At 73.3% G+C, this 17,986-nt stretch carries 18 protein-coding genes, 1 pseudogene and 1 riboswitch; of the genes and pseudogenes, 11 read left to right on the top strand and 8 right to left on the bottom strand.

Annotated elements, in window-relative coordinates; genetic code table 11:
• Positions 1-187: 187 nt before the first annotated feature.
• The 9 genes from K415_RS23390 (at position 188) to K415_RS0107465 (ending at position 8,732) form a co-directional block, all read left to right on the top strand.
• A complete protein-coding gene (locus tag K415_RS23390) occupies positions 188-1,000 on the top strand; it encodes an LLM class flavin-dependent oxidoreductase (protein ID WP_024286459.1) in 813 nt (270 codons plus the stop codon).
• Positions 1,001-1,045: 45 nt separating this feature from the next.
• Complete coding sequence (locus K415_RS0107500; RefSeq protein WP_369795195.1) at positions 1,046-2,812, top strand: MDR family MFS transporter; 1,767 nt, start codon at positions 1,046-1,048, stop codon at positions 2,810-2,812.
• Positions 2,813-2,907: 95 nt separating this feature from the next.
• Positions 2,908-3,900, top strand: a complete 993-nt coding sequence (locus tag K415_RS0107495) for a MoxR family ATPase (RefSeq protein ID WP_024286457.1) — start codon at positions 2,908-2,910, stop codon at positions 3,898-3,900.
• 14 nt (positions 3,901-3,914) lie between these two features.
• On the top strand, positions 3,915-4,820 hold the full coding sequence (locus K415_RS0107490) for a DUF58 domain-containing protein (protein ID WP_024286456.1): 906 nt from the start codon (positions 3,915-3,917) through the stop codon (positions 4,818-4,820).
• Positions 4,807-5,295 carry a hypothetical protein gene (locus K415_RS0107485; RefSeq protein ID WP_024286455.1) on the top strand — a complete coding sequence of 163 codons (489 nt, stop codon included), beginning with the start codon at positions 4,807-4,809 and terminating at the stop codon, positions 5,293-5,295. The genes K415_RS0107490 and K415_RS0107485 overlap by 14 nt, the downstream gene beginning before the upstream one ends.
• Positions 5,292-6,317 (top strand): VWA domain-containing protein, encoded by a 1,026-nt coding sequence (locus K415_RS0107480; RefSeq protein ID WP_155859393.1) that lies wholly within the window; start codon positions 5,292-5,294, stop codon positions 6,315-6,317. Before K415_RS0107485 ends, K415_RS0107480 begins: the two co-directional genes overlap by 4 nt.
• Positions 6,314-7,393 (top strand): VWA domain-containing protein, encoded by a 1,080-nt coding sequence (locus K415_RS0107475; protein ID WP_024286453.1) that lies wholly within the window; start codon positions 6,314-6,316, stop codon positions 7,391-7,393. Before K415_RS0107480 ends, K415_RS0107475 begins: the two co-directional genes overlap by 4 nt.
• Complete coding sequence (locus tag K415_RS0107470) at positions 7,390-8,223, top strand: hypothetical protein (RefSeq protein ID WP_155859392.1); 834 nt, start codon at positions 7,390-7,392, stop codon at positions 8,221-8,223. The genes K415_RS0107475 and K415_RS0107470 overlap by 4 nt, the downstream gene beginning before the upstream one ends.
• 44 nt (positions 8,224-8,267) lie before the next feature.
• Entirely contained in the window at positions 8,268-8,732 is a 465-nt protein-coding gene (locus K415_RS0107465) for a DinB family protein (protein ID WP_024286451.1), read from the top strand.
• Between the two features lie 49 nt (positions 8,733-8,781).
• Here K415_RS0107465 and K415_RS0107460 read toward each other — a convergent pair whose 3' ends face one another.
• From K415_RS0107460 to pdhA, 3 genes are all read right to left on the bottom strand, one after another.
• A complete protein-coding gene (locus K415_RS0107460) occupies positions 8,782-10,245 on the bottom strand; it encodes a dihydrolipoamide acetyltransferase family protein (RefSeq protein WP_024286450.1) in 1,464 nt (487 codons plus the stop codon).
• 147 nt (positions 10,246-10,392) lie between these two features.
• Complete coding sequence (locus K415_RS0107455; RefSeq protein WP_024286449.1) at positions 10,393-11,394, bottom strand: alpha-ketoacid dehydrogenase subunit beta; 1,002 nt, start codon at positions 11,392-11,394, stop codon at positions 10,393-10,395.
• A complete protein-coding gene (pdhA, locus tag K415_RS0107450; RefSeq protein WP_024286448.1) occupies positions 11,391-12,515 on the bottom strand; it encodes a pyruvate dehydrogenase (acetyl-transferring) E1 component subunit alpha in 1,125 nt (374 codons plus the stop codon). Before pdhA ends, K415_RS0107455 begins: the two co-directional genes overlap by 4 nt.
• Before the next feature lie 315 nt (positions 12,516-12,830).
• Positions 12,831-12,904: riboswitch (cyclic di-GMP riboswitch) on the top strand.
• 16 nt (positions 12,905-12,920) lie between these two features.
• Between pdhA and K415_RS0107440 the strand changes: the two genes are divergently transcribed.
• Entirely contained in the window at positions 12,921-13,121 is a 201-nt protein-coding gene (locus K415_RS0107440; RefSeq protein ID WP_024286447.1) for a hypothetical protein, read from the top strand.
• A gap of 64 nt (positions 13,122-13,185) precedes the next feature.
• Here K415_RS0107440 and K415_RS22630 read toward each other — a convergent pair whose 3' ends face one another.
• Together K415_RS22630 and hisC are read right to left on the bottom strand one after the other, a co-directional pair.
• Positions 13,186-13,518: a DUF805 domain-containing protein gene (locus tag K415_RS22630; protein WP_024286446.1), complete on the bottom strand. Its 333-nt coding sequence runs from the start codon at positions 13,516-13,518 to the stop codon at positions 13,186-13,188.
• Between the two features lie 98 nt (positions 13,519-13,616).
• Positions 13,617-14,684 (bottom strand): histidinol-phosphate transaminase, encoded by a 1,068-nt coding sequence (gene hisC, locus K415_RS0107430; RefSeq protein WP_024286445.1) that lies wholly within the window; start codon positions 14,682-14,684, stop codon positions 13,617-13,619.
• A 59-nt stretch (positions 14,685-14,743) separates the two neighbouring features.
• Between hisC and K415_RS0107425 the strand changes: the two genes are divergently transcribed.
• Positions 14,744-15,127, top strand: coding sequence for a phage holin family protein (locus tag K415_RS0107425; RefSeq protein WP_024286444.1), 384 nt, complete (start codon positions 14,744-14,746; stop codon positions 15,125-15,127).
• Between the two features lie 3 nt (positions 15,128-15,130).
• Here K415_RS0107425 and K415_RS0107420 read toward each other — a convergent pair whose 3' ends face one another.
• From K415_RS0107420 to K415_RS23385, 3 genes and pseudogenes are all read right to left on the bottom strand, one after another.
• Entirely contained in the window at positions 15,131-16,792 is a 1,662-nt protein-coding gene (locus K415_RS0107420; RefSeq protein WP_024286443.1) for an alpha/beta hydrolase, read from the bottom strand.
• Positions 16,789-17,151, bottom strand: coding sequence for a hypothetical protein (locus tag K415_RS0107415; protein WP_024286442.1), 363 nt, complete (start codon positions 17,149-17,151; stop codon positions 16,789-16,791). Before K415_RS0107415 ends, K415_RS0107420 begins: the two co-directional genes overlap by 4 nt.
• Before the next feature lie 238 nt (positions 17,152-17,389).
• Positions 17,390-17,862, bottom strand: a pseudogene (locus tag K415_RS23385) (alpha-galactosidase); the annotation flags it as partial.
• Positions 17,863-17,986: the final 124 nt, after the last annotated feature.

Raw genomic sequence — 17,986 nt, 5'->3', positions numbered from 1 at the left:
GCCCGTCGGCCGCGCCGAGGTGGGTCGCGGTCGGGTCCCGGGCGGGCCCCGGGCGGGTGGCCGTCGGGTCCCGGGCGGGTCGCCGTCGGGTCGTGGGCGATGCCGGGCCTGGGGGCTCGTCGGGTCTCGGGGATGTCGGTGCCCGGTCGTAGCGTCGTCCTCGTACCGATCGCGAGAGAAGCGCGCCATGAGGTTCGGCATCGAGATCGTGCCGTTCGGGCCGTACACCGATCCGCGGAACGTGGTCGAGATCGCCGTCGCCGCGGAACACGCGGGATGGGACGCGATCTCCGTGTGGGACCACGCCAACTTCTTCGGTGGCGTGGGCGACCCGTGGGTGACGTTGACCGCCGTGGCCACGGCGACGAGCCGACTGCGTCTGGTCACCGCGGTGTCGCCGGTGCCCCGGTACCGACCGCACCTGCTCGCCCGCACGCTGTGCGCGCTCGACACCCTCAGCGCAGGACGCGTGACGCTCGGCGCGGGCCTCGGTGTGCCGTGGGACCTGGACTCGACGGGCGACGGCGCCGACGACCGCACCCGCGCCGCGATGGCCGACGAGGCGCTCGACCTCATCGGCCGGTGGTACGCCGGTGAGACCGTGACGCACACCGGCACGCACTACCGGGCCGACGCGGTCCAGGTCTCGCCCCCCGGGGTGCAGCTGCCGCGCCTGCCGGTCTGGATCGGCGGCCTGAGCCGAGCGGCGCTGCGCAGGGCGGCCCGGTGGGACGGCTGGATCGTCCCCGCGATCGACGAGAACCAGGACGTGACGCTGACGCCCGAGCAGCTCGCCGCCGACGTGGCGTACCTGAGCGCACAGCGCCGGACGGACGCACCGTTCGACGTCGCGGTCGACGGCACCACTGTCGCAGGCGAGGCGGGCCGCAGCGTCGAGTACGCCGAGGCCGGTGCGACCTGGTGGTTCGAGTCCCTGTTCGGTCTGCGGGGGAGCCACGCCGAGATGGTCGAGCGCGCAGCAGCGGGGCCGCCGGGCTGACGAGACGACGGTGCGGATGTCGGAATTGCGACGTACCGTTCGCCGGTGAACCAGACGAGACCAGCTACGCCCGGGGCTCCCGCGGTGCCGGCCCCACCCACCACCGAGCACGGCGCCTTCACGCCGCTCAGCCACCGCCAGATCCTGACGATCCTCGGCGGTCTGATGATCGGGATGTTCCTGGGCGCCCTGGACCAGACGATCGTCGCCACCGCGATCCGCACCATCGGCGACGACCTGCACGGGCTGTCCCTGCAGGCGTGGGTCACCACCGCCTACCTGATCACCTCGACGATCGCCACGCCGCTGTACGGCAAGCTCTCCGACATCTACGGCCGCAAGCCGCTGTACCTGATCTCGATCGCGTTGTTCCTGATCGGCTCGCTGCTGTGCGGCACCGCCGACTCGATGTACCAGCTGGCCGGCTACCGCGCGGTCCAGGGTCTCGGTGGCGGCGGCCTGATGTCGCTGGCGATCACGATCCTCGGCGACATCCTCAGCCCACGGGAGCGGGCCAAGTACCAGGCGTACATCCTCGCGGTCTTCGGCACGTCGTCCGTGCTCGGCCCGATCATCGGCGGCTTCTTCGCGGACTCGGGCTCGGTGCTCGGCATCACCGGCTGGCGCTGGATCTTCCTGGTCAACGTGCCGTTCGGCATCGCCGGCCTCGCGGTGATCACCAAGGTGCTGCACCTGCCGCCGCTGGCCCGCCACCTGCACCGCATCGACTGGCCCGGCGCCCTTGCGCTCGCCGGCGGTCTGGTGCCGCTGCTCGTCGTCGCGGAGCAGGGCCGCTTCTGGGGCTGGGGCTCGACGACGTCCCTGGCCTGCTACGGCGCCGGTGCGCTCGGGCTGGTGCTCTTCCTCCTGGCGGAGCGGCGCGCGGGCGACGACGCCCTGCTCCCGCTGCACCTGTTCGGCAACCGGACGTTCTCCGCCGGTGCGCTGATCAACACGATCATCGGGATGGGCATGTTCGGTGGCTTCGCCACGCTGCCGCTGTACCTGCAGATCGCCAAGGGCCTGACGCCGACCGCCGCCGGCCTCGCCCTGATCCCGCTCACCGTCGGGATCATGATCGCCTCGGTGGTCTCGGGGCAGACGACGTCGCGCACCGGCCGGTACCGGGCGTTCCCGATCATCGGCACGTTCCTGCTGACCGTCGGGGCGCTGCTGCTCAGCCAGCTGACCGCGTCGTCGTCCCTGGTCGAGGTCAGCTGGCGGTCGGTCGTCTTCGGGATGGGCCTCGGCTGCTGCTTCCAGCCGCTCGTGCTCGCGGTGCAGAACGCCGTACCACCCAAGGACATGGGTGTCGCGACGGCGTCGTCACTGTTCTTCCGGCAGATGGGCGGCACCCTCGGCACCGCGGTGTTCCTCTCGATCCTGTTCTCCACCGTCGGGCAGAAGATCAGCGAGGCGTTCGCGGCGGCGGCCCGCACCCCGTCCTTCCAGGCGGCCCTCGAGGACCCGGCGGTGCTCGACAACCCGGCCAACGCCCCGGTGCTCGGGATGCTCGACGGCACCGGCGCGGTGCCGTCCCTCGACGACTCGTCGTTCATCGGCGGCCTCGACCCACGCCTCGCCGCACCCTTCCTCGACGGTTTCGCGCAGAGCACCTCCCTGGTCATCCTGGTCGCGGCGGTGATCCTCGCCGTCGGCTTCGCGACGTCCTTCCTGCTGCCCAGCGTCCCGCTGCGGCAGGTCTCCGGGATCCAGAGCCGGATCGACGCCGATCTGCTGGCCGCTGAGGAACGGGCGGCCGACGACCAGCCCCTCACCGGTGTCCCGCCCCGCGAGGACCCGACGGGCTGACCGCCGGGTGGCTGGCATACTCACCAGCGGCCCGTCAGGGCCGGGGCACCGCACGGCCGACGGCCGACGGCGACGGCAGGGAGGTCGAAGGACGCATGGTGACTGAGCCGATCAGCGACGCGGACCACCGCAGGGTCACGAGCCTGCTGGCCCGCATCGACGCGGTGTTCGCCCAGCGCGTCGTCGGGCAGGACAACCTGCGGGTGGCCCTGGTCAGCACCCTCCTGGCGGGCGGCCACATCCTGCTCGAGAGCGTGCCGGGGCTGGCCAAGACGACCGCCGCGCAGACGCTGGCCGCGGCGGTCTCCGGCTCCTTCCGACGCATCCAGTGCACGCCCGACCTGATGCCCAACGACATCGTCGGCACCCAGATCTTCAACTACGCGACCGGCTCGTTCACCACCCAGCTCGGTCCGGTGCACGCCAACCTCGTGCTGCTCGACGAGATCAACCGGTCGAGCGCCAAGACGCAGTCGGCGATGCTCGAGGCGATGCAGGAGAAGCAGACCTCGATCGGCGGGGAGGTCTACCGCCTGCCGCACCCGTTCATGGTGCTCGCGACCCAGAACCCTATCGAGGAGGAGGGCACCTACGTGCTGCCCGAGGCCCAGATGGACCGGTTCCTGGTCAAGGAGGTGCTCGGCTACCCGGACGCCGCCGAGGAGGTCGAGGTCCTCGAGCGCATCTCGAGCGGCCGCCAGAGCGCGCCGATCACCGGCGAGCCGATCACCCTGGCGGACCTCGAGGCCCTGCAGGCGACTGTCGACCGGGTCTACGTCGACGCCGCGATCAAGCGGTACGCCGTCGACCTGGTCGCCACGACACGGGGTGACGGCCCGCGGCCCATCCCGGGCATCACCTCGATGATCAGGGTCGGCGCCAGCCCGCGCGGCAGCATCGCCCTGATGCGGATCGGCCAGGCCCTGGCACTGCAGGCCGGCCGCTCGTACGTGACCCCGGAGGACATCAAGGCGATGCGCCACCCGGTGCTGCGGCACCGCCTCGTGCGCACGTTCGACGCCCTCGCGGACAACGTCCCCCCGGAGCAGCTCGTCGACGCGGTGTTCGACGCCGTGCCGACCCCCTGAGGACCACGGGCACCGTGCCGAACGCCTCCCGCCTCGCGCACCTGCGGGCCCGGCTCGAGCTTCCGGTCACCCGCCGAGCCACCGGTCTGCTCGACGGGCGGCACCGCTCGGTGCTGCAGGGCCACGGGCAGGACTTCGACGACCTCTCGCTCTACACCCCTGGCGACGACGTCGGGGACATCGACTGGAAGTCGAGCGCGCGGACCGGCATCCCGGTCATCAAGCGGTTCGTGCGGCAGAGCAACCTCACGCTCGTGCTGGCTGTCGACACCGGCCGGACGATGGCAGCAGCGAGCGCAGGCGGTGAGCCCAAGGGCGACGTCGTGACGAACGCCGCGACGCTGATCGCCTACCTCGCGCGGGACCGCGGCGACCGGGTCGCGCTGGTCGCCGCCGACTCCGGGCGCCTTCGCCAGCTGCCGCCGCGCGGCGGCACGGCGCACCTCGAGGTCGTGCTGCGGCTCATCGAGCGCGCCATCACGCTGGACGCTCCGCCGTCGGACCTCGACCGGGTCCTGGACCGCGTCGCCGGCGGCTTCACGCGTCGGGCGCTCGTCGTGCTGCTGACCGACGAGGCCAACCCGACGTCCGCCCACGCCCAGGCGCTGCGCAACGTCTGCACGCGGCACGAGCTGCTGGTGCTCTCGGTGGCCGACGCCGACCCGCTGAGCGTCCCGTCCGGTTTCGCGGCGGGTGCGCCGCGCACGCGCGACGTCGGCGACGGCTGGACGGTCCCCGCCTGGTTGCAGGGCCGTGCGGAGCTGCAGGCAGCAGCCGCCGCGCGACGGGCCGAGCAGGCAGCCGAACGCGCCGCGATGCTGCGCCGGCTGAGGGTGCACGACGTCGTGGTCCGCAGCAGCGACGACGTCGTCCCGGCCATGGTCGACCTGCTCACGCGGAGCCGCCGTGCCCGTCGATGAGCTCAACGGCCCGGTGGCGTTCGCCTGGTGGGTGCTCCCGCTCGGCCTCGCCCTCCTGCTCCTCGCGGTCGGCTGGGTCGTGGCGGTCCTGGTCACCACGCGCCGCCGGGCCGAGCCGGGTCCGCCGCCGCCACCACCGGCCGTGCACGCGCGCCACGGAGACCGGTTCGCGACGGTGCGACCGCTCTACCTCGCACGGGTCGACGAGGTCGAGCGGCGCTTCGACGCCGGCGAGCTCGATGCCCGAGGCGTGCACCTCGAGCTCAGCGCCGTCGTGCGGGACTTCGCCACCATCCGCCGTGGGGTCGACGCGCGCGTCCTGACGCTCAGCGAGCTGCGGCGGATCGACGGCGCCAAGCGGCTCGCGACGCTGATCGAGAGCTACTACCGGCCGTCGTTCGCCCGGTTCGGGACGGTCGGCGCGTCGACCGAGAACGCCCTCCAGGGCGCCCGGCGGGTGATCAGCCAGTGGTGAGCCTGGTGTGGCCGTGGCTGCTGGGCGGTTGCCTGGTCGTCGTCGCAGGTGTGGCGGCGGTCGCCTGGCGCCGGCGTGGCGAACCGTCCGGCGATGCGCGCTGGGTCGCGCACACCGAGTACCTCGAGCAGCTCCCGCAGGTGCAGCGTGCGATGCGCAGGTACCAGCTGGTCCGGGTGGCGGGGGTCGTCGCCCTGGTCCTCGCGGTCGTCGGGGCCGGGGTGCTCGCGGCCCGGCCGGTGCAGCGCGAGGTCGTCACCGAACGGCTCGGGACCCGCGACATCGTGCTGTGCCTCGACGTGTCCGGCTCGATGGTCCCGTTCGACTCGGCGATCACCGCGACGTTCGCCGACCTGGTCGACAGCTTCTCGGGCGAGCGCATCGCCCTGTCGGTGTTCAACTCCACCTCGCGCACGGTCTTCCCGCTCACCGACGACTACACCCTCGTCCTCGAGGAGCTCGAGACGGCACGGCGTGCGCTGTCCTTCGACATCGAGGGCTTCGACCCCGAGGACCCGCTGACCTGGGACGGCCTGGAGGAGATCCTCGGGTTCATCAGCGGCACCGAGGGGGTGGTCGGCGAGTCCTCGCTGATCGGCGACGGCCTGGCGACGTGTGCGCTGCTCTTCGACGAGCAGGCCACCGACCGGTCCCGGTCGATCATCCTGGCCACCGACAACGACGTCCTCGGCGAGCCGATCTACACCCTGCCGCAGGCGGTCGACCTGGTCAGCGGCCGTGACGTCCAGCTGTACGGCCTGTACGGCGGTGACGAGTCGCTGCGCGGCTCGGCGCAGAACCTCGAGTTCACCACGGCCGTCGAGGAGTCGGGCGGGATGACCTGGTTCGCCGAGGACCCGACAGCCGTCCGGTCCGTGATCGACGACGTCACGGCCCAGCAGGCCGTCGCGCTCGACGACGACCCCCAGGTGCTGCTCATCGATCGGCCCGGGCCGTGGTTCGCCCTGCTCGTCATCGGGCTCGTCGGGCTCGTCGCCCTGCGATGGAGGGCGCGCGAATGACCCTCCGTCCACTGATCGGTGCCGGCTGGCTGCTCCTGCTGCTGGGCCCGCCGCTCGTCCTCGCGGTCCGCGAGGCGCTGCGCCCCGGCAGGTCGGCGCCCCTGCGCGGCCGGTGGTGGCTGCGCTCCGCAGCACTGCTCGCCGCCCTCGGCCTGGGTCTCGGGCCGTCGGTGCCGACCACCACCGACCAGGAGATGGGCGTCGCCGTCGAGATCTTCTTCGTCGTGGACCGCACCGGCTCGATGGCGGCCGAGGACTGGGGTCAGGGCACCCCGCGCCTGGACGGTGTGCGGCACGACCTGCCGGCCCTGGTCGCCGCGGTGCCCGGCGCCCGCTACTCGATCATCGGCTGGGACAGCCAGGCCACCCGCCAGCTGCCGCTGACCACCGACGGTCGCGCCGTCGGCGCCTGGACCCAGACGGTCCAGCAGGAGATCACCGCGTACTCCTCCGGCTCGCTCGTCGACCGTCCACTGGCGGCCCTCACCAGCGCTCTCGAGGGCGCGGCCGACCGCAACCCCTCGCACGTGCGGCTGGTGTTCTTCCTGTCCGACGGCGAGCAGACGACGCCCGGCGAGCCGGCCTCCTTCGCGGCCCTCGACCCGCTCGTCGACGGCGGCGCGGTGCTCGGCTACGGCACGGCGCAGGGCGGCCCGATGCGCTCCTACGACGGCTCCCTCGACCCCGACCCGGACGCGGCGTACATCCTCGACGGCGACGGCGCCGACGCCCCGCAGGCCATCTCGCGGATCGACGAGGACACGCTGCGCACGGTGGCGGACCAGCTCGGCGTGCCGTACGTGCACCGGACCGGCCCGGACGAGGTCACGTCCCTCGTCGCCGGGCTCGACCCCGAGGAGATCGCCACCGACGGCCGGCGCGAGCAGACCCTGTGGTCGGCGGTGACCTGGCCGATCGCCCTCGTGCTGGTGGCCCTGCTGGCCGCCGAGGCCTGGTCGGTCGCCGGCTCGTGGACTCCCGTGCGACGCCGTGCGGCCCGGAGATCGGCGACCGGCAACGCGGCGACCGGCAGCGCACCGAACGACCGCGCGGCGCCGGACGGGGGCGCGCCATGACGTACCGGACCGCCGAGCAGCAGCGGCGTCGTCGACGGCGTGCCTGGCTCCTGTGGGGGACGTCCCCGGCCTGGCTGACCGCTGTCGTGCTCGGGGTGATCCTGTCGGTCAAGGTCGGTCTCAACGCCTCCGGCATCGCGAGCTTCGAGGACGGCGACCACGCCGCCGCCGCCCGGACGTTCGAGGCGGTGGGCGTCGCCAACCTGGTCGAGCGATGGAAGGCACCGTTCAACACCGGCACGGCGCGCTACCAGCAGGGGGACCTGTGGGACGCGCTCGACGAGCTCGACCACGCGCTCGAGCTGGTCCCGGACCCGAGCAGGTGCATGGTGCAGATCAACCGTGCGCTCGTCCTCGAGGCCTGGGGCGACGACGAGATGGAGCAGGCCACCGGGATCGCGGCCGAGGCCGACCAGCTCGAGGCCGACATCGCGCAGGACCCGGGCGTCGCGCTGCTGGCACCACGGACACCCCAGGAGCTGCGCGAGGAGTCCCAGGAGTACGCCGCGTGGGCGGAGTCCGACTACACGGCCGCGCAGGCGGCGCGCGCCGACGAGACGTGCCAGGACGAGGACCAGATGCCGCCGGAGCAGCAGCAGCAGAACGAGGAGTCCCAGGACCGCCTCGGGGACAAGGCGGACCAGGCCGAGCAGGCGTCGCAGCCCGAGCAGACCGAGGAGCCGGCCGACGGCGACCAGACCCCGCGGGAGCAGGAGGAGCAGCGGCAGGAGGAGCTCGCCCAGCGCAACGCCGAGGCGGAGGCCGACGCGGAGGCCCAGCGCCAGGAGGAGAACGGGCAGGGCGGCGGGAGCGGGACGCGGGACTGGTGAGCAGGCGCGGTTCCGAGGACGCACGACCTCGGTATCGTCTCCGCATGATCACGGCTGAGGAGTACCTGTACGTCACCGATCGGGCCCTCTCCGGCATGGTGACGATCGTCAAGGACCTCGGGGACGAGCTGGCGAACCAGGCCCCGACGATCGACGGCGCCAACACCCCCTTCGCGATCCTGACCCACTGCCTCGGCGTGATCGAGGCATGGGCCGGTCACCGGGTCGCCGGTCGTCCGCTCGATCGGGACCGGGACGCCGAGTTCCGCGCCGCCGGACCGGTCGGTCCCCTCCTCGAGCGGGCCTCGACCGTCCGCTCCCGGCTCCACCGGGACGCGCTGGCCGCCGAGCCCGATGCACCGCTCCGGGCGAGCACGCCGCACGCCCTCGACCACGGGATCAGGACGCAGGGCGCAGCGCTGCTGCACGTCGTCGAGGAGCTCGCTCAGCACCACGGGCAGATGGAGATCACCAGGGATCTCCTGCTGGCGGGGCGTCGCGCGGGCTGATCCCGACCGCCCCGGCCGAGCCGTTCCACGCGGGGCGACGTCGGGTGCCTCAGCCCCAGACCAGGCCTTGCCCGGGCTCCTCGAGCACCGAGGCGACGTCGGACAGGAACCGTGACCCGAGACCGCCGTCGACCAGCCGGTGGTCGAAGGACAGTGCGAGCTGGGTCACGTGCCGCACCCGGATCTTGCCCTTGTGCACCCACGGCTGCTCGCGGATCGCCCCGAAGGCCAGGATCGCGGACTCCCCCGGGTTGAGGATCGGGGTGCCGGTGTCGATGCCGAAGACGCCGACGTTGGTGACCGTGATGGTCCCGTCGGTCATGTCCGCCGGAGCGGTGCGGCCGGCCCGTGCCGTCGCAGTCAGCTCGGCGAGGGCGACGGCGAGGTCGTGCAGGCCGAGGCGGTGCGCATCCTTGATGTTCGGCACGATCAGGCCGCGCGGGGTCTGGGCCGCGATGCCGAGGTTCACGTAGTGCTTGTAGACGATCTCCTGCGTCTCGTCCTGCCAGCTCGCGTTGATCTCCGGGTGGCGGCGGACGGCGAGCAGCAGCGCCTTCATCGCGATCAGCAGCGGCGTGACCCGCACGTCGGCGAACTCACGGTCCTCGCGGAGGCGGGCGACCAGGCGCATCGTCTTGGTCACGTCCACGGTGTGGAAGACCGAGACGTGCGGCGCGCTGAACGCGCTGCTGACCATCGCCTCGGCGGTCCGCTTGCGCACGGACTTGACCGGGACGCGCGTCGTCCGGCCGTCGTCGGCCACCCGCCCGGAGGCGAGCCACGGCTGGTCGTCGCCCACGTACGTCGCCAGGCTCTGCGGCTGGTTGCCCTGCGACCGGGCCAGCACGTCCTCGCGGGTCACGATGCCGCCCGGACCGGTGGGACGGACGGTCTCCAGGTCGACACCGAGGTCCTTGGCGAGCTTGCGGATCGGCGGCTTGGCCAGCACCGGGTTCGACGTGTGCGGCATCCCCGTCGCCCCCACGCCGTTGTCGGCGCCGTGACCCCGCGGGGCCGGGTGCGGTGCCGGCTGTGGGGCCGGCTGCGGGTTCGACGGTTCGACGGGGGTGTCGGCGGCGCGGCGCGGACGGCGGGTGGCGCTGTGACCGGTGACCCCGTACCCGACGAGGACGGCCCCGCCGACCGTCGACCCCTCCCCGGCACCCGCAGAGCTGTCGGAGGCGGGAGCGCCCGGCACCGCCCCGAGGGCTGACGCCTCGGGGGAGGCGGACAGGTCGGCGGGGGCGGACGGCTCGGGCGGGGCGTCGGGGGTGGTGTCGATGGTGATGATCGGGGTGCCGACCTCGACCGTGGTGCCCGGCTCGGCGAGCAGCGCCGTGACGACGCCTGCGAAGGGGCTCGGCAGCTCGACGAGCGACTTGGCCGTCTCGATCTCCACGATCGTCTGGTTGATCTGCACGCGGTCGCCGACAGCGACGTGCCACTCGACGATCTCCGCCTCGGTCAGGCCCTCACCGGCGTCGGGAAGGCGGAACTGCTCGTACCTGGGCACGGGATGCTCCTCAGTCGGTCGGTCGGTCGGTCGGTCGGTCGGTCAGCGGGCAGGCAGGTCGGTCAGGTCACGCCGGACGGCGCAGGCGGGGCGGACGGCGCAGGCGGGGCGGCCGGCGCAGGCGGGGCGGCCGGTCGTCGGGCCGGGTCACATCGCCATCGCCCGGTCCACGGCGTCGAGCACGCGGTCCAGGCTCGGCAGGTACTCGTGCTCCAGCCGCGCGACGGGGTACGGGCTGTGGAAGCCGCCCACCCGCAGCACGGGTGCCTCGAGGCTGAAGAAGCACTCCTCGGTGATCCGGGCGGCGACCTCGGCGCCGGTCCCGTAGAGCACCGGGGCCTCGTGCACCACGACGCAGCGACCCGTCTTGCGCACGGACGCCGCGATGGTCGCGGTGTCCAACGGCGAGATCGTGCGCAGGTCGACGACCTCGATGCTCGTGCCCTGCGTCGCCGCGGCCGCGGCGGCGCGCAACGCCGTCGCCACGGTGGGCCCGTGCGCGACGACCGTCACGTCCGTGCCGACCCGGGCGACCCGGGCCGCGTCCAGGCCTGCCCCGCTCGTCGCGGTCAGGTCCACCTCGGCCTTGTCCCAGTACCGCCCCTTGGGCTCGAAGAAGAGCACCGGGTCGGGGGAGGCGATCGCCTCCTGGATCATCGTGAACGCGTCGGACGGCGTCGCCGGGGACACCACCCGCAGGCCCGCGGTGTGCGCGAAGAGCACCTCGGGCGACTCGCTGTGGTGCTCGACCGCACCGATGCCGCCACCGAACGGGACCCGGATCACCACGGGCAGCGAGAGCCGCCCGCGCGAGCGGTAGCGCATCTTGGCCAGCTGGGTCGTGATCTGGTCGAAGGCCGGGAAGATGAAGCCGTCGAACTGGATCTCGCAGACCGGCCGGTAGCCGCGCAGCGCGAGCCCGATGGCGGTGCCGACGATGCCGGACTCCGCCAGGGGCGTGTCGACGACGCGGTCCGGACCGAAGTCCTTCTGCAGCCCGTCTGTCACCCGGAACACCCCGCCGAGCATGCCGATGTCCTCGCCCATGAGCATGACCTTCGGGTCACCCTCGAGGGCGGCCCGGAGGCCGAGGTTGATCGCCTTGGCCAGCGTGATCCGCTGGGTCGTCGGGGCGCTCGACTCGCTCATCGAGGCACCTCCGTGCCGGCCGGGACGTCGGTGAACGACTCCTCGTACTGCTCGAACCAGGCGCGCTCGGCATCGACCACGGCGTTCGGGCCCGCGTACACGTGCTCGAACATGACCCTGGTCGACGGCGTGGCCATGGCGTGCACCTCGGCACGCACCCGCACGCCGAGCGCCTCGGCGTCGGCCGCGATCTCGTCCTCGACCTGCTGGGACAGCTCGCCGATCGCGGTCAGGTGGGTGCGCAGCCGGTCGATCGGGTCACGACGACGCCAGTGCTCCTCCTCGGCGGCCGACCGGTAGCGCGTCGGGTCGTCCGAGGTGGTGTGGGCGCCCATCCGGTAGGTGTACGCCTCGATGAACGTGGGACCGCCACCGGAGCGGGCCCGTTCGAGGGCCTCGGCCGTGACGGCGTAGCAGGCGAGGACGTCGTTGCCGTCGACCCGCACGCTGGGCACCCCGAAGCCCTTGCCCCGTTCGACCAGCGGCACGCGCGACTGGCGTTCGGTGGGCTCGGAGATCGCCCACTGGTTGTTCTGGCAGAACAGGACGACTGGGGCGTTGTTCACGGCGGCGAAGACGAACGCCTCGTTGGTGTCCCCCTGGGAGGTCGCGCCGTCGCCGAAGTAGGCGACGACGGCGGCGTCCCGGGTCGGGTCCCCGGAGCCGACCAGACCGTCGCGCTGCAGACCCATCGCGTAGCCCGTGGCGTGCAGCGTGTGCGAGCCGATGACCAGCGTGTACAGGTGGAAGTTGTGCTCGCGCGGATCCCAGCCACCGTGGTCGACGCCCCGGAACTGACGCAGCACGTCGACGAGGTCCACACCGCGGGTGTGCGCGACGCCGTGCTCGCGGTAGGAGGGGAAGACGTAGTCCTGCGCGGCCAGGGCCCGGCCGGAGCCGACCTGGGCGGCCTCCTGCCCGAGGGCGGGCGGGAAGAGGCCGAGCTCACCCTGCCGCTGCAGGGCGGTGGCCTCGGTGTCGAAGCGTCGGACGAGCACCATGTCCCGGTACAGGCCGCGCAGGGCCTCGGGATCGAGGTGGGCGACCCGGGGCGAGTAGTCCGGGTGGTCGACGCGCTCCCCGGTGTGGGTCAGCAGCTGGACGAGGTCGGGCTCGTTCACGCAGGGTCCTTCCGGGTGGACGGCCGGCTAACTTACGTCAGCGTAGGCTACGGAACCGTAGGTTGTCGGTGGTCAGGCACCACAAAGCCGCGCAGGACAGCGTTGTGGCGATCCTCCAAAGGCGCCCGCCCGAGCGCGGGGGAGCCTCGTCGACGACGACCGGCGGATCCTGCTCGGCGATCGTGGCCACGGACCGCACGGCGCGGTCGTGTGTGACCTAGATCACACACGGAGCTCCTCAAGGATGTCCGGTATGTCGTCGATGACGGGAATGAGGCACACCCGGACCGTGACGAGTCGGGTCGTTCCTCACATCAGCGACAAGGGCAAACCCGCCGGAATGCGGGGACGCAAAGCCAGGGGCCCAGACGGGCAGCCCAGCTACCGAACGATGGGGAGACCGCCATGCGGGACACCGCCTCAGCCGCACCCTCTCGCGTGACGCCGGGACAGGTGGCGAACCCGTTCCGGGTCGACCGCGCGACAGTGACCCGGTGGGCGACCACCGGCAGGACCGCGTCGGCGCTGACGCTCGACGGCCTTCGCCGGGGCGTCGAGGCCGAGGTGTGCGAGTTCCTTGGAAGGGTCCCCACGCAGGTCCGCTGACGGCTCGTCCGGGTGTCCGGGTGTCCGGACGTCTGGACCGTCCGGGTGTCCGGCCGGTGGGGTCTCAGCGCCAGCCCGGGGGTGGCGGGCCACCTGGCCGGGGAGGACCGGGGATCGCCGGATAGCCGCCGGGATAGCCCTGGCCGGCGCCCTGCGCCGCCCGCAGCGCCCGCTGGACGGGCCACTCCGCGAAGGCGAAGACCAGGAACATCACGATGTTGACCACCGGCACCAGCATGATCAGGATCCACCAGCCGGAGTAGCCCGCCTTGCGGAGGATCGCCACGTAGGCGGCGATCCCGATCACCCACACGACGGCCATCACCCCGAAGAAGACCCAGGCCGCGGCCCCGGTGAGGTCGAAGCTCTCAGACCAGTCGTACAGGTCAGGATCCATAGGGCCGATCATGGCCCGGTCCGGCGCACCGGCGCCAGGGTCCGGCCCGTCCGCCGGCCCGGTCGGAGCCGGCCGGCCCGCTCGTCCCACCGGCCCGGTCAGAGCCAGCCGGCGGCGACCTCGAGGACCCGGTCGTTGGCGGTGGGCTCGCCCACGCTGATCCGCACACCCTCACCGGCGAACGGCCGCACCAGCAGGCCGTCGTCTGCGGCGTCGGCCGCGATCTCGAGGGTGCGGGCACCCGTCGCCAGCCAGACGAAGTTCGCCTGGGTCTCCGGCACCGTCCAGCCCTGGCCGCGCAACCCGGCCACGAGCCGTTCGCGTTCGGCGACGACGGCGTCCACCCGCTCGAGCAGGGCGGCCTCCGCCTCGAGCGATGCCAGGGCGGCGACCTGAGCCAGGTGGTTCACCCCGAACGGCGTCGAGGCGGTGCGCACCCCGCGGGCCAGGTCCTGATGGGTCACCGCGTACCCGACCCGCAGAGCGGCCAGCCCGTAGGCCTTCGAGAAGGTCCGCAGGAGCACGACGTTCGGGTGCGCGGCGAGCACGGCGGCGCTGTCGATCGCGCTGGGCTGCCGCACGAACTCCACGTACGCCTCGTCCAGGACGACCAGCACGTCCTGCGGTACGACGGCGAGCAAGGCGAGCAGCTCGTCGTGCCGGACCGCCGGACCGGTGGGGTTGTTGGGCGAGCAGACCAGGATCACGCGGGTCCGGTCGGTCACCGCGGCGGCCATCGCCGGCAGGTCGTGCCGGCCCTCGCGGTCCAGCGGGACCTGGACGGAGCGCGCGCCCTGCAGCCGGACCAGGATCGGGTACGCCTCGAACGAGCGCCACGCATGGACCACCTCGTCGCCCGGGTCGCAGAAGGCCTGCAGCACGTGCCCGAGGACCGCGACCGAGCCGCAGCCCGCCACGATCCCGGCCGGGTCGACGCCGTGCTTGACCGCGAGCGCCGCGACGAGGTCGGTCGCGAACATGTCCGGGTACCGGTTGAGCTGGGACGCCGCGCGTGCGACCGCTGCCCGGACCTGCTCGAGCGGCGGGTACGGGTTCTCGTTGGACGAGAGCTTGTGCGCGGTGAGGTCCGCACCGGCGCGTGCACCGGGGACGTACGCGGGCAGCGACTGGACGGCGGCCCGCAGGGGCACCTTCGGGGAGGTCACCGCGTCAGCATGCCACCGGCCACCTGCGTGACGGGTCGATGACGTGGAAGCATGTCGCCATGAGCTTCGTCCTCCGCGTGATCATCAATGCCGTCGCCATCTGGCTCGCCACCCGCATCCTCACCGGGCTCGAGGTGGTCGGCGGCGACGACACCGCGACCACCGTGATCGTCTTCCTCGTCGTCGGCCTCGTCTTCGGCCTGGTCAATGCCGTCGTCAAGCCCATCGTCAAGGTGTTCGCGTTCCCGGTCTACCTGCTGACCCTCGGCCTGTTCACCCTCGTGGTGAACGCCTTGATGCTCATGCTCACCGGCTGGCTGTCGGAGCAGAGCGACTACGGCCTGCGGATCGACAACTTCGGCACCGCCGTGCTCGGCGCGCTGATCATCTCGATCGTCAGCTTCGTGCTGAGCGTCGCGACGGGTGCCAACAAGAAGCATTGAGCCTCACCAGGTCCCGCCACCGGGTGCCGCGACGCCCACCGGCTCGGGCACCCGCACACCGACGTAGCGCTGCGTCGTGGCCGTCGCCGAACCGTCCCCGAGCACCCCGGCGAGCGCCGCGTCGAACGTCGTGACCGACGGGGCGTCGAGACCGTCGAGCTCCTCGGCGGTCCGGACGTAGGCCCCGATGCCGTGCGCGCCCCCCGGCGAGCCGGCCGCCTGCCGGTTGCTCGCCGTCGGGGCCGAGCCCAGGTCCCGGATGACGGTCGTCCGCTGCGGGTCGTCCGGGTTGGGCAACCCGTCCAGCACGGGGACGAGGTCCTGCAGGTGCTCGACGTGCAGGGACTGCGTGCCGTCCTGAAGGCCGACGTCGGCGACGGGTGAGCCCGCCGTCACCACCGCCGCGACGGTGAAGCGCTCCATCAGGACCGGGTCGCTCGCGATGTTCATCGCCACCATGCCGCCCTGACTGTGCCCGGCCAGGACCACCGGCTCCCCCGGCTCGATGCCGGCCAAGGTCATCGCCCGGGTCACGAGCTCGGTCGCGTCGTCGGGCAGCCCGGCCATGAGCTGCAGGTTGGACGTCATGTCCCTGGGGTCGGGCCCACCGAGGGCCGCGGTCTCCTGCCCGGGGATCGCCACGACCCAGGACCGCGTGCCGTCGCCGTGGTCGAGGCGCTGGACACTGACGGTGCCGGGCGTGCCACCGGGATCCGGGTCACCGTCCTGGTCGCGGGTGCCGGGCGGGTTCGGGTAGAGCCGCTCGACCTGGCGGAGCAGGTCGGCGGTGGTGCGCGGCAACGGCGATGCGGCGCTCGGGCCGCGCGGGGCGTCCGAGGTGACGACCGGGGCGACCACGAGACCGTTGGTCGGTGTCCCGATCAGCAGGCTCGCGCCGCTGGTGGCCCTGCTCAGCGTCCGCGCTGCCGTCGGCACCGGGTCACCCAGCAGGGCCCGGCGCCCCGGACCGGCCGCCAGCAGGAAGCTCGCCATCCCGGGCACCAACGGCTCGACGGTCCGCGCGCCGGGCAGCCCGAGCGAGGCCGGCAGGAGCCCGGGCCCGCCCAGCATCCGTGCCGTGAAGCCGAGCGGACCGTCCGCGGCCTGCGCCGCCGGCGCGTCAGCGGTCCGCAGGACGGCTCCGAGCGGGCTCGGTGCGTACCGCAGCAGGCGAAGGCCGACGAGGTTGCCGACCAACGCGATCCCGCCGGCGAGGGTCAGCGCTCCGGCAGCCGCCCAGCCGAGCGGGCCGAGCTCCCCGACCACGCCGCCGGCGACGACGCCGCCCCCGCTCAGCAAGCTCGCGACGTCCAGGTCGGTCCGCGCGTAGAGCTCGGCCGTGCCACGCAGGGACGACGCCGTGCCGCGGGCCAGATCGGCGCGCATCCGCAGGCCCTGCCGGCGCGAGACGAGGCGGACCATCGACGCCCGCGCGCCGGGTGTCGTCCCGGCCGACCACCGTGCCGCCTCGCCGACCAGGTTCATGACGGTCTCGGCATGCGCCGCGGCCGCCTCGAGCGAAACGGCGGCCCGGTCCAGCGCGGCTGCTGCGGCCTCGAGGTCGCAGATGTGCGCCCGGGTGCCGCCGGCGCCACCGACCACGTCGAGCCCGGGCGGCAGGTCGCCGTCCGTGCCGACCGGCGCCCAGGCGGGAGTCGCTGTCACCTGGCACCGTCCGGCGTCCTGGTGGCGTCGGCGTCGCGACCGACCGTCCGGCCCGGAAGCACCCACCAGGCGGCCCGCTCGGCCTCGTCCACGGCGCGCGCCTCGTCCGACGCCCGGGTGTGCCGCAGGACGGGCGCGTAGGCCTCGCCCAGGGCGATGCCGAGCTGGGCGACGTCGCCGATCGCGTCGGACAGCAGGCCGCGGTAACGGTCGGCGGCGGCCGACACCCAGCCGACCTCGGCCGCCACGACGAGCTCACGACGAGCGGCCGTCAGCGCCTCCTGGGCCCCGGACAGCGCGACCTGGGCGCGCCCTGTCGTCCGCGGCCCGACCGGTGTCTCGGGCCAGAACCCCGACATCGCGCCCTCCTCCCCCTCCGGACGACCCTCGTCCCGTTCCGCCGACGCTAGGTCGGCCGCGCGGGGCGACGCACGCGAGGGACGGCGGGCCTGTGGACGATCCCGCGATCAGATGCGCTGGGGAGGACGCACGGACCGCGACGGACAACCCGGCGGCACGTCGGTCGTCCATGGCCGGACCGCAGAGCCGGGCGGCAGGGCCGGGCGGCGAGGCCGGACGCGGCCGGCCGCGGGGCACTCAGCCGACGACGTGCAGCAGGGCCAGCGTCTCCGGCCGCAGCGGCGGCACCTGCACCCCGACCTCGGCGAGCACCCGCCCGGTCAGCTCGCAGCCCGCCGCCCGCCAGGCCGGGTGCGACGGCAGCTCGGGCAGGTCGGCACCGGGTCCGGTCGGCAGCACGCGGTAGGTGCGGTCCGGGTCGAGGCCGGGCAGGCGCACCCGACCGGGCGGCCAGGTGGCCGAGCGGTCCACCGCTGGATCGTCTGACGCTCGAGCGCGTCGATGCAGTCGCTGGCCCAGACCCGGTCGGTCCGCTCGAGGATCTCGAGGTCGACCCGGGCGCCGCCCGAGGAGCACGACTCGATCTCGAGCCAGGGCGCCTGCCCGCGGATCTCGTCCAGCAGCCGGTAGACCGCGAGGGTCTGGGCGTGCACGCCGGCCGCCCCGGTCCGGGTGGAGCCGGCGTCGACCAGATCGCGGTTGTGGTCCCACCCTGGCCACCGAGCGGGCCTACTCCCAGGTGTTCACCACCAACGCCGGACGCGCCGCCCTCTTGCCCACCTGGCTCCAGCACTACAACCTAGAACGACCCCACCTCGGCATCGGCGGCCTCAG

The sequence above is a fragment of the Cellulomonas sp. KRMCY2 genome, assembly GCF_000526515.1.
In the GTDB taxonomy this organism is placed as follows: Bacteria; Actinomycetota; Actinomycetes; order Actinomycetales; family Cellulomonadaceae; genus Actinotalea.
The sequence above is the reverse complement of the archived record's forward strand: the minus strand, read 5'-3'. Positions and strand labels throughout refer to the sequence as shown.

Excerpts from the sequence above, each read along its gene's own strand:
- K415_RS0107465 (WP_024286451.1), top strand. The coding sequence starts at position 8,268 with ATGATCACGGCTGAGGAGTACCTGTACGTCACCGATCGGGCCCTCTCC.
- K415_RS0107470 (WP_155859392.1), top strand. The coding sequence starts at position 7,390 with ATGACGTACCGGACCGCCGAGCAGCAGCGGCGTCGTCGACGGCGTGCC.
- K415_RS0107415 (WP_024286442.1), bottom strand. The coding sequence starts at position 17,151 with ATGTCGGGGTTCTGGCCCGAGACACCGGTCGGGCCGCGGACGACAGGG.
- K415_RS0107425 (WP_024286444.1), top strand. The coding sequence starts at position 14,744 with ATGAGCTTCGTCCTCCGCGTGATCATCAATGCCGTCGCCATCTGGCTC.
- K415_RS23390 (WP_024286459.1), top strand. The coding sequence starts at position 188 with ATGAGGTTCGGCATCGAGATCGTGCCGTTCGGGCCGTACACCGATCCG.
- K415_RS0107495 (WP_024286457.1), top strand. The coding sequence starts at position 2,908 with ATGGTGACTGAGCCGATCAGCGACGCGGACCACCGCAGGGTCACGAGC.
- K415_RS0107475 (WP_024286453.1), top strand. The coding sequence starts at position 6,314 with ATGACCCTCCGTCCACTGATCGGTGCCGGCTGGCTGCTCCTGCTGCTG.
- K415_RS0107455 (WP_024286449.1), bottom strand. The coding sequence starts at position 11,394 with ATGAGCGAGTCGAGCGCCCCGACGACCCAGCGGATCACGCTGGCCAAG.
- K415_RS0107440 (WP_024286447.1), top strand. The coding sequence starts at position 12,921 with ATGCGGGACACCGCCTCAGCCGCACCCTCTCGCGTGACGCCGGGACAG.
- K415_RS22630 (WP_024286446.1), bottom strand. The coding sequence starts at position 13,518 with ATGGATCCTGACCTGTACGACTGGTCTGAGAGCTTCGACCTCACCGGG.